This is a genomic window from Streptomyces sp. NPDC048349 (assembly GCF_040651925.1).
Lineage (GTDB): Bacteria > Actinomycetota > Actinomycetes > Streptomycetales > Streptomycetaceae > Streptomyces.
Window position 1 is genome coordinate 32,739 of sequence record NZ_JBEZLA010000019.1, and the last position, 14,015, is coordinate 46,753.

Consider the following 14,015-nt stretch of genomic DNA (forward strand, 5'->3'; position numbering starts at 1 on the left):
TGGCCGAGGCGCAGGTGGCGGTACGGACGGCCCACGTGAGTTGCGTGACAGCGGGGTCACCTACGGGAGAACGTCCCCCGCGACGGGCCCGACTATGCTCAGTGGCCGCAAACGGCCCGCACCCCCTGGAGCACCCATGGCCCCCCTCAGGATCACTGTGATCGGCACCGGTTACCTCGGCGCCACGCACGCCGCGGCGATGGCGGAGCTGGGGTTCGAGGTGCTGGGGCTGGACGTGGTGCCGGAGAAGATCGAGCTGCTGGCCTCGGGCCGGGTGCCGATGTACGAGCCGGGGCTGGAGGAACTGCTGGCCCGGCACGTGGCCGGGCTGCCGGGCTCCTCGGGGCGGCTTCGGTTCACGACCTCCTGGGAGGAGGTCGGGGAGTTCGGCGACGTCCACTTCGTGTGCGTGAACACTCCGCAGAAGCACGGCGAGTACGCCTGCGACATGTCCTACGTCGACTCCGCGATGGCCTCGCTGGCCCCGCACCTGACGCGGCCGGTGCTGGTGGTCGGCAAGTCCACCGTGCCGGTGGGCTCGGCGCAGCGGCTGGCCGCGAAGCTCGCGGAGCTCGCGCCGGCGGGGGCGGACGTGGAGCTGGCGTGGAACCCGGAGTTCCTGCGGGAGGGCTTCGCGGTGCAGGACACCCTGCACCCCGACCGGATCGTGATCGGCGTCCAGGGCGAGCGGGCCGAGAAGCTGCTGCGCGAGGTGTACGAGACGCCGATGTCGGAGGGCTCGCCGCTGGTCGTCACCGACTTCCCGACCGCCGAGCTGGTCAAGACGGCCGCCAACTCCTTCCTGGCCACGAAGATCTCCTTCATCAACGCGATGGCGGAGGTCTGCGAGGCGGCCGGCGGTGACGTGGTCAAGCTGGCGGAGGCCATCGGCTACGACGAGCGGATCGGCTCGAAGTTCCTGCGGGCCGGGATCGGCTTCGGCGGCGGCTGCCTGCCCAAGGACATCCGGGCCTTCATGGCACGGGCCGGCGAGCTGGGGGCCGACCAGGCGCTGACCTTCCTGCGGGAGGTCGACTCGATCAACATGCGGCGGCGCGGGCACATGGTGGAGCTGGCGCGGGAGGCCGTCGGCGGGTCGTTCCTCGGCAAGCGGGTCGCCGTGCTCGGGGCCACGTTCAAGCCGGACTCCGATGACGTCCGCGACTCGCCCGCGCTGAACGTGGCCGGGCAGATCCACCTCCAGGGCGGCCAGGTCACCGTCTACGACCCCAAGGGCATGGACAACGCGCGGCGCGTCTTCCCGACGCTGGGGTACGCGGATTCCGCGCTGGAGGCGGCCCGGGGCGCGGAGGTCGTCCTCCACCTGACCGAGTGGCGCGAGTTCCGCGAGCTCGACCCGGCGGAGCTGGGCCGCGTCGTCACCGACCGGCTGGTCCTGGACGGCCGCAACGCGCTCGACCCCGAGCTGTGGCGCGCGGCCGGCTGGACCTACCGCGCGATGGGCCGCCCCCGGGCCTAGTACCGCTCCGGCGGGTGCGGGCGGGGCGGGCCCCGCCCGCAGCCGCCGGGAGCCGGGGCCGGTGTCCCGGTCCCCGGCGGGGTGGTGCGGGAGCCGCCTCAGAAAGGTGTCGGGGCGGGACGCCGGTGGTGGGCGGCACGGGAGGTGAATTCCGCGTCGCGCAGGACCCGTTGGGCGTTGCCCCAGGTCAGCAGGGCCAGGTCGGATTCCGGCCAGCCCCGGTCGAGGAGTTCCGCGATCAGGTGGGGGTACCCCGAGGGGTCGGTCAGACCCGTGGGGCGGGGGTCGCCCGGTTCGGCGCCGAAGCCGGCGCCCAGGCCGACGCAGTGCGGGCCCGCGACGGCCCGTACGTGGTCGATGTGGTCGGCCACCGCGTGCAGGGAGTCCCCGGTCCGGGCGGGGTCGAAGGTGACCATCGCCAGGCCGTTCGCCTCCCGCAGGGCCAGCAGGACCTCGTCGGTGACGTTCCGCGGGTGCGGGTTCAGGGCCGCGGCCGCCGTGTTCGAAATGAGCACCGGCGCCTTCGAGGCGGCCGCGATCCGGCAGGCCGTGGTCGGCGGGCACCCGGTCAGGTCCAGCACGATGCCGAGCCTGTTCGCCTCCTGGACCACCTCGTGGCCGAAGGCCGTCAGGTCCCGCCGCGCCCAGGGCGCCCCCGCGGGCGCGAGGATCCGTACGCCCAACGCGTGGAACGCGTGCAGCGCGCTCAGCGAGTCGGTCAGCGTCCGGCCGGGCACCGGTCCCAGGAAGCAGGCGATGCGGCCGCGGTTGCGCGCGTCCGACATGTCGTCGGCGGTCAGTGCGAGGCACAGGCCGTCGGGGTAGCGGTGGACCAGGGCCAGCGCCACGTCGATCTGTTCCAGGGTGTCGGACACCACCTGGTCGTCCGCCGCGCCTTCGTCCGGGGTGAGCAGCGACCAGAACTGGGCACCGACTCCCCCGACGCGCAGTCGCGGGATGTCGGTGTCGACACCGGCGTCGGGCGTGTCGATGTCGTGGTACGGGGTCTGGCGCAGGGTCCAGACGAGCGTGTTGCACCCGTCCGCGACGGGATGCACGGCCAGCAGCGCGGCGGCCCGTTCGAGGGCCCCGGTCACCGCTGGGGGGGCGGGAAGGTCTTCCGCCCCGATGCCCACGGAGTGGGGTTCATCCTGCAGGTCGGCCATGGCGTTCGCTCCGGTCTCGGCGGCAGCAGGGAGAGCTGGTGCCACCGTGACACGCGGGACGCCCCGGTCGCCCGGCAGGTGTGGCATTCGGGTGTAACCCGGAGGTCACACCCGCTCGCCCCACGCGCCGGCCCGCAGGTGCGGGCGGTGTCCCTACCGGATCACCGCGTTGGACGGCCCGCGGGACGCCGACAGGTCCCGCGCCACCGCCTCCGCATCGCGCAGCACCCGTACCGCGTTGGACCAGGTCAGCTTCGCCAGGTCGGCCTTCGACCAGCCGCGCGCGAGCAGCTCCGCGACCAGGTTCGGGTAGCCCGCCACGTCGTCCAGCCCGGACGGGGTGAAGGCCGTGCCGTCGTAGTCCCCGCCGATGCCGATGTGGTCGATCCCGGCCGCCTCGCGCATGTGGTCCAGGTGGTCGGCGACGGTGGCGGCCGTGGCCACCGGGCGCGGGCGCTCTGCCTCGAACGCCCGGTGCAGGGCCATCGCCCGGGGCGTCGTGTCCAGGTGGTGCAGGCCGTGCGCCCGCAGGTTCTCGTCCGCGGCCAGCGTCCACTCGACGGCCGCCGGCAGGATGAACTTCGGGACGAAGGTGGCCATGGCCACCCCGCCGTTGGCCGGGAGCCGCTCCAGCACGTCGTCGGGGATGTTGCGCGGGTGGTCGCACACCGCACGCGCCGAGGAGTGCGAGAAGACGACCGGCGCGGCCGTGGCGTCCAGCGCGTCGCGCATCGTCGTCGCGGCCACGTGCGAGAGGTCCACCAGCATCCCGACGCGGTTCATCTCGGCGACGACCTCGCGGCCGAACTCCGTCAGACCGCCGTGCCGGGGCTCGTCGGTCGCCGAATCCGCCCAGTCGATGGTGTCGTTGTGGGTGAGCGTCAGGTACCGCACGCCCAGCCGGTACAGGGCGCGCAGGGTGGCGAGCGAGTTGTTGATGGAGTGGCCGCCCTCGGCGCCCATCAGCGAGGCGATCCGGCGCTCCGCGCGGGCCGCCTCCATGTCGTCCGCGGTCAGCGCCCGCACCAGGTCGGCGGGGTAACGGCCGATCAGCTGGTCGACCGCGTCCACCTGTTCCAGCGTGGCGCTGACCGCCTCGTCGCCGGTCAGCTCGGTGCTCACGTACACCGACCAGAACTGCGCGCCGACCCCGCCGGCCCGCAGCCGCGGGATGTCGGTGTGCAGGTACGCCGACTGGTCGCCGGCGATGTCGCGCTGGTCCAGGTCGTAGCGCACCTGCTTGCGCAGCGCCCAGGGCAGGTCGTTGTGACCGTCCACGACGGGGTGCTCGGCCAGCAGCGCGCGCGCCTCGTCCAGGCGCTGCGCCGCGCTCACTTGCCGAATCCGAAGGACTCCGCGCCCGCCACCTTCGTCCGCAGCCGCTTGCCCTTCTCGGTGGCCTGGTCGTTCAGCTCCTGCTGGAACTCGCGCATCCGGCCCAGCAGCTCGGCGTCGTGCGCGGCCAGCATCCGGACCGCGAGCAGCCCGGCGTTGCGCGCCCCGGCGACCGAGACGGTGGCGACGGGGACCCCGGCGGGCATCTGCACGATCGACAGCAGCGAGTCCATGCCGTCGAGGTACTTCAGCGGGACCGGGACGCCGATGACCGGCAGCGGGGTGACCGAGGCGAGCATGCCGGGCAGGTGGGCGGCCCCGCCGGCACCGGCGATGATCGCCTTCAGGCCGCGGTCGGCGGCCTGCTCCCCGTACGCGACCATCTCGCGCGGCATGCGGTGCGCCGAGACGACGTCGACCTCGTAGGGGATCTCGAACTCGTCCAGGGCCTGGGCGGCGGCCTCCATGACCGGCCAGTCCGAATCGGACCCCATGACGATGCCGACGACGGGGCCTGCGGCGGAGGTGCTCATTCGGTGACCGTTCCTCTGAGGTAGTCGGCAGCGTGGCGTGCGCGCTCCAGCACATCGTCCAGGTCGTCGCCGTAGGTGTTGACGTGGCCGACCTTGCGGCCGGGTTTCACGTCCTTGCCGTACATGTGGATCTTCAGCTGGGGGTCGTGGGCCATGCAGTGCAGGTACGCCGCGTACATGTCGGGGTAGTCCCCGCCCAGCACGTTCGCCATGACCGTCCACTTGGCGCGGGGGCGCGGGTCGCCCAGCGGGAGGTCCAGGACCGCGCGCACGTGGTTGGCGAACTGGGAGGTGACGGCGCCGTCCTGGGTCCAGTGGCCGCTGTTGTGCGGGCGCATGGCCAGTTCGTTGACGAGGATGCGGCCGTCGGTCGTCTCGAACAGCTCCACGGCCAGGTGGCCGGTCACGCCGAGCTCCCGGGCGATGCGCAGGGCCAGGGTCTGGGCCTCGCCCGCCAGCTCCTCCGAGAGGTTCGGGGCGGGGGCGATCACCGTGTCGCAGACCCCGTCCACCTGGACGGACTCCACGACGGGGTAGGCCACCGCCTGGCCGTGCGGGGAGCGGACGATGTTGGCCGCGAGCTCGCGGACGTACTCGACCTTCTCCTCCGCCAGGACCGGCACACCCGCCTTGAAGGGCGCCGCCGCGTCCTCGGGGGTGCGGACGAACCACACGCCCTTGCCGTCGTACCCGCCGCGCACCGTCTTGAGGATGACGGGGAAGCCGCCCACCTCGTCCGCGAAGGCCGCCACGTCCGCCGGATCGCTCACGATCCGGTGGCGGGGGCTCGGCGCGCCGATCTCGTCGAGCTTGGCGCGCATCACCCCCTTGTCCTGGGCGTGCACCAACGCGTCGGGCCCCGGGCGGACGGGGACGCCGTCCGCCTCCAGGGCCCTGAGGTGCTCGGTGGGCACGTGCTCGTGATCGAAGGTGATCACGTCGCAGCCGCGCGCGAAGGCGCGCAGGGTCTCCAGATCGCGATAGTCGCCGATGACGACGTCGCTCACGACCTGGGCCGCCGAGTCCTGTGGGGTGTCACTGAGGATCTTGAATCTGATGCCGAGGGGGATGCCCGCCTCGTGGGTCATGCGGGCGAGCTGTCCGCCGCCGACCATGCCGACTACCGGGAACGTCACTCCTCCAGGGTATCCGGCGGTTTTGCGCCATCGGGACCCGCCCGGGCGCTGTTCCTGCCCGGACACGCCGGTGTGCCGTGCGTCGCACGGTGCGCGAAGGCACAGACGGAGCGCAGGGGCGACAATTAACATGAGGGGGTTGACGGAGAACAGCGGACGCCCCCGTGCGGGGCGGTGACCGACAGGGACTGACCATTCAGATGAGCACGCCGGGGAACGGATCTGTTCTCGAACGCGTACGCGGTCTCGTTCGGGAGGTCGCCAAGTTCGGGGCGGTCGGCGGTCTGGGTGTGCTGGTCAACCTGGGTGTCTTCAACCTGATCCGCAACACGACCGACCTGCAGGTGGTGCGCGCGAGCGTGATAGCCACGGTGGTGGCCATCGCCACGAACTACCTCGGCTTCCGCTACTTCGCCTACCGGGACCGCGCCCAGAGCGGCCGCACCCGTGAGTTCACCCTGTTCGTCGGCTTCAGCGCGATCGGCCTGGTGATCGAGAACGGCGTGCTCTACACGGCCACGTACGGCTTCGGCTGGGACGGACCGGTCGCCACGAACGTCTTCAAGTTCATCGGCATCGGCATCGCGACCGTCTTCCGCTTCTGGTCGTACCGGACCTGGGTCTTCAAGGCCCTGCCGCCGGCCGCGGAGGCCGAGCCGATACCCGAGCCCGCGCCGCTGCCCAAGCCGGACCGCAAGCCCGAACCGCAGCCCGAGCCCGAGCCCGAACCCGCGGCGAGCTAGCCCGCGGCCCCCGGCCCGGTCCGGTCCGGTCCGCAGACCTAGCGGACGGTCTTCTCGGGCTCCGTGCGCTCCGGGGCCGTCCGGCTCAGGAACAGGGCGAAGACCGGCGGCTGCGCCTGGAGCAGCTCGAGGCGCCCGCCGTCGGCCTCCGCGAGGTCCCGCGCGACGGCCAGGCCGATGCCGGTGGAGTTGCGGCCGCTGATGGCCCGCTCGAAGATCCGGTTGCCGAGGTCCGGCGGGACGCCCGGCCCCTCGTCGGTGACCTCCAGCACCGCCTGGTTCCCGACCACCCGGGTGCGCAGGGCGACGGTGCCGCCGCCGTGCATCAGCGCGTTCTCCACCAGGGTGGCCAATACCTGGGCGACCGCGCCCGGGGTGCCGACGGCCCGTACGCCCTGCTTGCCGGAGCGCACGATGGCCCGGCCGGCGCTGCGGTAGGCGGGCCGCCACTCCTCCACCTGCTGTTTGACGACCTCGTCCAGGTCGAAGGGGACCGCCGAGCCGGTCCGCGGGTCCCGCGAGTTCGTGAGCAGGCGCTGCACCACGTCCGTGAGCCGCTCGACCTGGGTCAGGGCGATGGTCGCCTCCTCCCGTACGGTCTCCAGGTCCTCGGTGACCGTGATCTCCTCCAGCCGCATCGACAGCGCGGTGAGCGGGGTCCGCAGCTGGTGCGAGGCGTCCGCGGCCAGGCGCCGCTCGGCGGTCAGCATCCTGCCGATCCGCTCGGCGCTGGAGTCCAGTACGTCCGCGACCCGGTCCAGCTCGGGCACCCCGTACCGCTTGTGCCGCGGCCGCGGGTCCCCGGATCCCAGGCGCTCGGCGGTCTCGGCGAGGTCGGTGAGCGGGGAGGCCAGCCGGTTCGCCTGCCGTACGGCGAGCAGTACGGCCGCCACGACGGCCAGCAGCGCGACGGCGCCGACCACCGCGAGGGTCCGCCCGACCTCCTTGGTCACGGTGGAGCGGGCTTCCTCGACGACGACGGTCTCGCCCTGCTCGCCGCGTGCGGTGCCGCGGATGACCTCCTCGTCGATCCGGTGGCCGACCTCCACGGTGGGCTGCCCGGGGATGGTGATCGTGGCGTGGTGGCCGACGTCCAGCTGGTCGGCGAGGGCCTGCGGGTCGACCTGCTCGTGCTCCAGGACGTTCGCCTCGACGATCCCGACCAGGCGCTGGGCCTCGTACTCGATGCGGTCCTGGGCGCTGCTGGTGATGGTCCGGGTCTCCACGATCACCAGGGAGACGCCGAAGACGGCGATCACGACGAGTACGACGGCGAGCGTGGAGTTGATCAGACGGCGGCGCATGGCGTGGGAGCCGCTCAGCTCTTCTCGAAGCGGAAGCCGACGCCGCGCACGGTGGCGATGTAGCGGGGGTTGGCCGCGTCGTCGCCCAGCTTCTTGCGCAGCCAGGAGATGTGCATGTCGAGGGTCTTGGTGGAGGACCACCAGGTGGTGTCCCAGACCTCGCGCATGAGCTGGTCGCGGGTGACGACCCGGCCGGCGTCGCGGACCAGGACGCGCAGCAGGTCGAACTCCTTGGCCGTGAGCTGGAGCTCCTCCTCCCCCATCCAGGCGCGGTGCGATTCGACGTCGATGCGCACGCCGTGGGTGGCGGGGGGCTGGGTGGCCTCGGCCGCGCCGCGCCGGAGCAGGGCCCGGACCCGGGCCAGCAGCTCGGCGAGGCGGAAGGGCTTGGTGACGTAGTCGTCGGCGCCGGCGTCGAGGCCGACGACCGTGTCGACCTCGTCCGCCCGGGCGGTCAGGACCAGGATCGGGAAGCCGTGGCCCTCGGCGCGCAGCCGGCGGGCCACCTCCAGGCCGTCCATGCCCGGCAGTCCGAGGTCCAGGACGACGAGGTCGACGCCGCCCTGCAGTCCTGCGTCCAGGGCCGTGGGGCCGTCCTCCCGGACCTCGACCTCGTACCCCTCCCGGCGCAGGGCGCGGGCCAGGGGCTCCGAGATGGATGCGTCGTCCTCGGCGAGCAGTACACGCGTCATGTGGGTGATGGTAGTCCGAGGCGACTGGTTCGAGGGGGCCGCGGGAAGACCCCTGTCTATCTGGGCTTATGAACGAGGGGCCGCCTTCGAATATGGTCGAACGGTTCCCACGGCGCCTGTGATCCATATCTCAAGTCCTTCCTTATCCGGCCCTGTCGTGTCGTATGGTGTCGAGACGCCTGATGCACTACCTCAGGGACCTTTGTGCCGAAAAGCGAGCCGAAGGCCTCTTTTTCTGTCCTGACCGGACCGGGCAGTCTTGACGGACTGGCCTGTCCGGGCTTGATGACAGTGAATGACCTGTGGGCCGGGCCCGTCGCGCGATGATGCGCGGCCGGGCGTGGATCCCGGTTACGGACGTCCCTTCTCCTCCGAACCCAGGAGGCGGACCCCAGGGCGTGGGGCGGGACCTCCGCTGCCGGTGCCGGCCACCCCCCACCGGGCGCTGATGGGCTCACGAAGCCACGCGTCCCGAGCAAGCAAGGATCGACCATGGCTTCCAGCCTGACGAGGGACTCGGCGGATCCGTCCACCGAGAAGACCTTCTTCGGCCACCCCCGTGGCCTGGCCACGCTGTTCATGACCGAGATGTGGGAGCGCTTCTCCTACTACGGCATGCGCGCACTTCTCGTGTACTACCTGGTCTCGGGCGGTGCCGACGCCGCCACGGGCAGCCAGGGCGGCGGCCTTGCCATGACCGCGGCCACGACCACGGCCATCTACTCCGTGTACGTCTCCATGGTCTACCTGATGGCCATGCCGGGCGGATGGTTCGGTGACCGCGTCTGGGGCGCCCGCAAGACGGTCGCCATCGCCGGTTTCGTGATCATGGGTGGTCACCTGTCGCTGGCCCTCCCGGGCCAGGCGATGTTCTTCGTCGGTCTGATCCTCGTCGCGACCGGTTCCGGTCTGCTGAAGGCCAACATCTCCACGATGGTCGGCCACCTGTACGACGGCCCGGAGGACCCGCGCCGCGACGGCGGCTTCACGCTCTTCTACATCGGCATCAACCTCGGTGCCTTCGTCGCCCCGTTCGTCGTCGGAACGGTCGGCAAGGAGCACAACTGGCACCTGGGCTTCGCCCTCGCCGCCGTCGGCATGGGTCTGGGTCTCGCCCAGTTCCTGATCGGCACCAAGAACCTGAGCCCGAAGAGCAGCGAGGTCCCGAACCCGCTGTCTGCCGAGGAGCGCAGCGCCGTCATCACGAAGGTCGTGCTCGCGGTCGTGGGCATCGCCGTCTTCTACGGTGCCGTGGTCTGGCTCGGCCACTACACCCTGAACTGGGCCCTGGTCCCGCTGACCCTGGCCGGCCTGATCATCCCGATCGCCGTGCTGACGCGGATCAAGCGCGACAAGGACCTGTCGGGCACCGAGCAGTCGCGCATGACGGCCTACATCTGGTTCTTCGTCGCCGCTGCCGTCTTCTGGATGATCTACGACCAGGGCGGCTCCACGCTGTCGCTGTTCGCCGACTCCAAGACCGCCGACACCGTCTTCGGCCTCGGCTTCTCGGCCACCTGGTACCAGTCGCTGAACCCGCTGTTCGTGATGGCCCTGGCCCCGGTCTTCGCCTGGCTGTGGCTGTGGCTGGCCCGCAAGAACCAGGAGCCGAACACCATCGTGAAGTTCGCGATGGGTCTGCTCCTGATCGGCGCCTCGTTCTTCGTCTTCATCGTCCCGATGAACATGGCGGGCGACGGCACCATGGTCTCCCCGATGTGGCTCGTCTCGATCTACATGATCCAGACCATCGGTGAGCTGTGCCTCTCCCCGGTCGGCCTCTCGGTCACCACGAAGATGGCACCGCAGAAGTACGCCTCCCAGATGATGGGCGTCTGGTTCCTCGCGGTCACCGCCGGTGACTGCACCACCAGCCTGCTCTCCATCGCCGGCGTCGACCTGAACGGCACCTGGGTGATCGGCTTCGAGGCCGCCGCCGCGGTGCTCGCGGGCTTCGCGGTCTACTCCTACCGCAAGAAGGTCCAGTCGCTGATGGGTTCCGTGCACTGACGCACCCCCTGCGCTACACGAGCGGCCCGGCACACCGAAAGGTGCGCCGGGCCGCTCGCGTAGCGCATCCGGATGAGCCGCGCGCACCGCGCCGGAAGGCGGGGTGCGCGCGGTCGGCGAGTGACGCGCGACGCCGTGCGGTTACCGCGTGCCGCGCAGCCGGCGCCACGGGGTGAAGGTGAAGACGGCGCCGCCGAGCAGGATCACCGTGCCGGCGACCAGGGCCAGGGCCTTGATGCCGCCCTCGTCCTGGGCGCCGGTGTCGGCGAGCCCGCCCGGCCCGTTGGTGGTGGTGCCCGTGGTGGAGGGCGAGCCGGATCCGCCCGCCTGGGCGGTGGTGTCCAGCTCCAGTGAGACGCCGCTGCTGGTCGCCTTGCAGGGCACGTTGATCGGCGTGGAGCCCGGGGCCATCGTGACGTCGATGGTCAGCTGGTCCGGGCTCAGCGTCACCTTGCCGCTCTTGCCCGGCTTGTAGGTGCCGGTCATGTCGTTGAGGCTGACCGGGGCCTTGTCGGGGATCGGCTCCGCGTTGGCCGGGCCGGAGACCTTGACCGTTCCGCTGTCCGCGCCGCCGAGCTTGACGTTCATCGAGGGCTTGAGGGCCCCCGCGGGCAGCGCCATGGGCGCGGCCATCGCGCCCTTCGCCGTCTTGACGGTCAGGTCGTAGCTGCCGCCGTTCTTCTTCGCGTTGATCGTGACCGGGGTCTTGATGCCCCCGGGGACGACCGGGCCGCAGTCGAAGGCGACCTCGACGGCCTTGCCCGGGAAGTCGGTCTGGCCGCCGCTTCCGCCGCTGGTGGTGCCTCCGTTGGTGGAGCCTCCGTTGGTCGTGCCTCCGTTGGTCGTGCCCCCGTTGGTGGTGCCTCCGTTGGTGGTGCCTCCGTTGGTCGTGCCCCCGTTGGTCGTGCCCCCGTTGGTCGTGCCGCCGCTGGAGCCGGCCGCCACGTCGATGGTGGCCCCGCCCTTCACCTCGCCGGTCGGCGCGCACTTGGTGACGAAGGTGCCGAAGGAGAAGGTGACGGCGACGTCGTACTTGCCGGGGGTAAGGGTGATCTTGCCGGGCTTGGTGAGCTTGAGCTTGCCCTTCATGGGCGACATGACCATGGGGGCCTTCTTCGGGATCGGCGGGTTCTTCTTCTCCCCGACGACCTTCAGCTCGCCCATGCCGCCGCCCACGGCGATCCAGCCGGTGGGCTGGACGGCGTCCTTCGGGATGTCCATCAGGTCCGTGTTGTTCGAGGCGGGCTTGACGGTCTCCCAGACCACCTCGACCTCGTCACCGACCTTGGCCGTGGCCGGGGCCGTGATCTTGGCCGTGGTCTCGCCCTCCACGGGGTCGCCCCCGCCGGCCGGCGGAACGCACTTGACCTTGAACGTGGCCTCGGCGGCCAGGGCGGGCGAAGCCGAGATGGCGATACCCGCGCCGCCGAGCAGCAGCGCGACCACGGCCGCGCTCACCCTCCGTTGGGTCTTCACGAATGTCCCTTCGTCGTCGAACGGTTCTCAGACGGTGCGGACGTCTGCGGTGCTGTCTCCGGCGCGCTGTCCGGGGTGAACCACGGCAGGACCGCCGTGGTGGTCTCGGGGGGTTCCGCCGCCGGCCGGCGGGTCCCGCGCGCGGGTCCCCGTACGGCGGGGATCCCGGGCAGGCGGGCCGTCACGGCGGCCGCCGCCTCGGGGATGCGGGCGCCGCGGTGGCGGCCGGAGGACGCCGTGCGCGGCCGGACCCTGTCGACGACGGCCATGCCGACGCGGAAGACCGCGGCCGGGATGACCAGCAGGAGCAGGCCCCAGAAGAGCAGGACGCCGTACGGCCGGTCCACGCCCCAGGGCTGGGTGGCCACGACGGTCTCGCCGTACTTGAGGGAGATGGTGTAGTCGCCGTACGCGCCCGCGGTGAGGGCCACGTTCAGGGCGATCTCCGCCTTGCCGCCGGGGGCGATGGTCCCCTTCCAGCGGACCTCCTCCCACAGCGGTGCGAACACCCCGTGGGCGGTGCCGAGCTGGAACACCGGGTCCTTGACCGGGGCGGAGCCCAGGTTGCCGACGGTGACCTTGAACGTGCGGCTGGGCGGGGCGCCGAACCAGGTCAGCACGCCGTCGTCGCCCTCCAGCCGGACCCCGGTGAGCATCGCGAGGCGGGCCGTTCCGGATGCGGCGGGCAGCTCGGCCACCGGATGGTCGGTGATCTTCAGGCCGGCGGCGACGGTGGACTGGTCGCCGTTGACCGAGGTGACGTTGACGACGCAGGGGCAGGGCTTGGGCGGTGCCACCACGGGCAGCTGCGCGGCGAAGTGCCCGTCGTCGGCGACGGACACGGCCACGCCGTCGGCGTTGGCGCAGCTGTTGGTCCCGCCGATCATGTTCTGCCCGCAGACCAGCAGCATCACGAGGGTCTTGGCCCGCCAGCCGGTGCCCGTGACGGTGATCTCGGTGCCCTTGGCGGCCTCCTGGAGCGAGAGCGCGACGGCCGGTTCGGCCTCGGCGGCGGCGGCCGGGTGCGCCGGGAACAAGGCGAGCGCGCACACCGCCAGCCCGGCGGCGAGCAAGGCTGCGAGTCTTCTCACCGGGGGGCTCCCGTCAGTTCGTGTTCGGGTGCAGGGGCGTGCCCGGCCGCGGGCGGCGCCCCGTGCGGCGGGTCTGGGCGAAGCCGGCGGGCGCGTACGAGGCACAGCGCGGCCGCGGTGGTCCCGCCGAGCGCGAGCAGGCCCGCTCCCGCCCATCCGGCGAGGTTCCACGGCACGAGCCAGCGCGATCCGGAGGCCACCGCGCGGGCGCCCCCGGGGGCGCTGACGGTGAGGGTGACGCGCACCCGGTCCAGGGCGGGGGCTCCGGGCCACGGCTCGGTGAGCTCCACCCGCTGGCCGGGGAGCAGTTCGACGGGCAGGGCGCGGCCGGTGCGTCCCGGCACGTCGCCGAAGAGGCCCTCGGCCCGCAGGGCCAGGTCCGGGGCGAGGGCCACGTTGCCGCGGTTGACCAGGGTGTAGGCGACGACCGCGGAGGGGCCCCTGCCCCGTACGGCGACGTCCTCGACCGTGAGGGCGGCCAGGGCGGGGCCGCTGACCCGCAGGTGGACCCGTACGCCGACCTCGTGGCCGCCCTCGGCGGCGACCACGGCGGCGGGATGGTCGCCGGGCGGGGAACCGGGCGGCACGGTGAGCGTGAAGGGGACCACCGCGCGGGTGCGGGGCGGGATCGTCACGGTGGCTCCGGCGCCGAAGCTGATCCACGCGCCGGCGCCGGCGCCGGGTGCTTGTGGGCGGTCTCCGGCCGCGGGGCGGGCCGGGCGGACCGCGAAGGCGCCGTCGGCGGTGTTGTAGGCGTCCGCTCCGCGCAGGGTGACCGTGCGTTCCCGGTCCGTGGTGTTGGCCAGGGCGAGGCGGTCCTCGAGGACGGTGCCCGGCGGGCCGGAGAGGTAGAAGTACGGGCGGCCCCCGCCGGGCCGGGCCGCGGCGGCCGGACCGGCGACGGGCTCGGCGGTCCAGCCGGGCTCGTCCGCCGCCGCGGGATCCGCGGCGGCCGGGGGAGCCAGGAGCAGGGCCGGCACGGTGGCCGCAAGGAGCAGCGCCCCGAGCCGGCGGAGCCTTCGGGGGGGTCGGAGCACGGGCATGGCCGG

General features: G+C 72.3%; 12 protein-coding genes. 3 read left to right on the top strand and 9 right to left on the bottom strand.

What is annotated here, in order from left to right:
- The first annotated feature begins 136 nt into the window (after positions 1–136).
- Positions 137–1,480, top strand: coding sequence for a UDP-glucose/GDP-mannose dehydrogenase family protein (locus AB0D44_RS13255; RefSeq protein ID WP_362588932.1), 1,344 nt, complete (start codon positions 137–139; stop codon positions 1,478–1,480).
- Positions 1,481–1,578: 98 nt separating this feature from the next.
- Here the strand turns inward: AB0D44_RS13255 and AB0D44_RS13260 are convergent, their stop codons facing one another.
- The 4 genes from AB0D44_RS13260 to AB0D44_RS13275 all read right to left on the bottom strand — a co-directional run bounded on the left by AB0D44_RS13260 (position 1,579) and on the right by AB0D44_RS13275 (position 5,629).
- Entirely contained in the window at positions 1,579–2,646 is a 1,068-nt protein-coding gene (locus AB0D44_RS13260; protein ID WP_362588935.1) for a membrane dipeptidase, read from the bottom strand.
- Positions 2,647–2,799: 153 nt separating this feature from the next.
- Positions 2,800–3,981, bottom strand: a complete 1,182-nt coding sequence (locus AB0D44_RS13265; RefSeq protein ID WP_362588938.1) for a dipeptidase — start codon at positions 3,979–3,981, stop codon at positions 2,800–2,802.
- The gene (purE, locus tag AB0D44_RS13270; protein ID WP_362588941.1) at positions 3,978–4,514 is read right to left on the bottom strand and encodes a 5-(carboxyamino)imidazole ribonucleotide mutase; all 537 of its coding nucleotides are present in this window, start codon (positions 4,512–4,514) and stop codon (positions 3,978–3,980) included. Before purE ends, AB0D44_RS13265 begins: the two co-directional genes overlap by 4 nt.
- Complete coding sequence (locus AB0D44_RS13275) at positions 4,511–5,629, bottom strand: 5-(carboxyamino)imidazole ribonucleotide synthase (RefSeq protein ID WP_362589066.1); 1,119 nt, start codon at positions 5,627–5,629, stop codon at positions 4,511–4,513. The genes purE and AB0D44_RS13275 overlap by 4 nt, the downstream gene beginning before the upstream one ends.
- Positions 5,630–5,850: 221 nt before the next feature.
- Here AB0D44_RS13275 and AB0D44_RS13280 point away from each other — a divergent pair, with 221 nt between their 5' ends.
- On the top strand, positions 5,851–6,393 hold the full coding sequence (locus AB0D44_RS13280; protein ID WP_362588944.1) for a GtrA family protein: 543 nt from the start codon (positions 5,851–5,853) through the stop codon (positions 6,391–6,393).
- Positions 6,394–6,431: 38 nt separating this feature from the next.
- Here the strand turns inward: AB0D44_RS13280 and AB0D44_RS13285 are convergent, their stop codons facing one another.
- Both AB0D44_RS13285 and AB0D44_RS13290 read right to left on the bottom strand, forming a co-directional pair.
- On the bottom strand, positions 6,432–7,697 hold the full coding sequence (locus AB0D44_RS13285) for an ATP-binding protein (protein ID WP_362588947.1): 1,266 nt from the start codon (positions 7,695–7,697) through the stop codon (positions 6,432–6,434).
- A gap of 14 nt (positions 7,698–7,711) precedes the next feature.
- Entirely contained in the window at positions 7,712–8,389 is a 678-nt protein-coding gene (locus AB0D44_RS13290) for a response regulator transcription factor (protein ID WP_362588949.1), read from the bottom strand.
- A gap of 492 nt (positions 8,390–8,881) precedes the next feature.
- Between AB0D44_RS13290 and AB0D44_RS13295 the strand changes: the two genes are divergently transcribed.
- A complete protein-coding gene (locus AB0D44_RS13295) occupies positions 8,882–10,399 on the top strand; it encodes an oligopeptide:H+ symporter (RefSeq protein WP_362588952.1) in 1,518 nt (505 codons plus the stop codon).
- 141 nt (positions 10,400–10,540) lie between these two features.
- On the opposite strand, the gene AB0D44_RS13300 is transcribed toward AB0D44_RS13295, so the two are convergent.
- Genes AB0D44_RS13300 through AB0D44_RS13310 form a run of 3 tightly spaced genes read right to left on the bottom strand, consistent with a single transcriptional unit; the run spans position 10,541 to position 14,009 of the window.
- On the bottom strand, positions 10,541–11,875 hold the full coding sequence (locus tag AB0D44_RS13300; protein WP_362588955.1) for a hypothetical protein: 1,335 nt from the start codon (positions 11,873–11,875) through the stop codon (positions 10,541–10,543).
- The gene (locus AB0D44_RS13305; RefSeq protein WP_362588958.1) at positions 11,872–12,966 is read right to left on the bottom strand and encodes a hypothetical protein; all 1,095 of its coding nucleotides are present in this window, start codon (positions 12,964–12,966) and stop codon (positions 11,872–11,874) included. Before AB0D44_RS13305 ends, AB0D44_RS13300 begins: the two co-directional genes overlap by 4 nt.
- Complete coding sequence (locus tag AB0D44_RS13310) at positions 12,963–14,009, bottom strand: hypothetical protein (protein WP_362588961.1); 1,047 nt, start codon at positions 14,007–14,009, stop codon at positions 12,963–12,965. The genes AB0D44_RS13305 and AB0D44_RS13310 overlap by 4 nt, the downstream gene beginning before the upstream one ends.
- Positions 14,010–14,015: the final 6 nt, after the last annotated feature.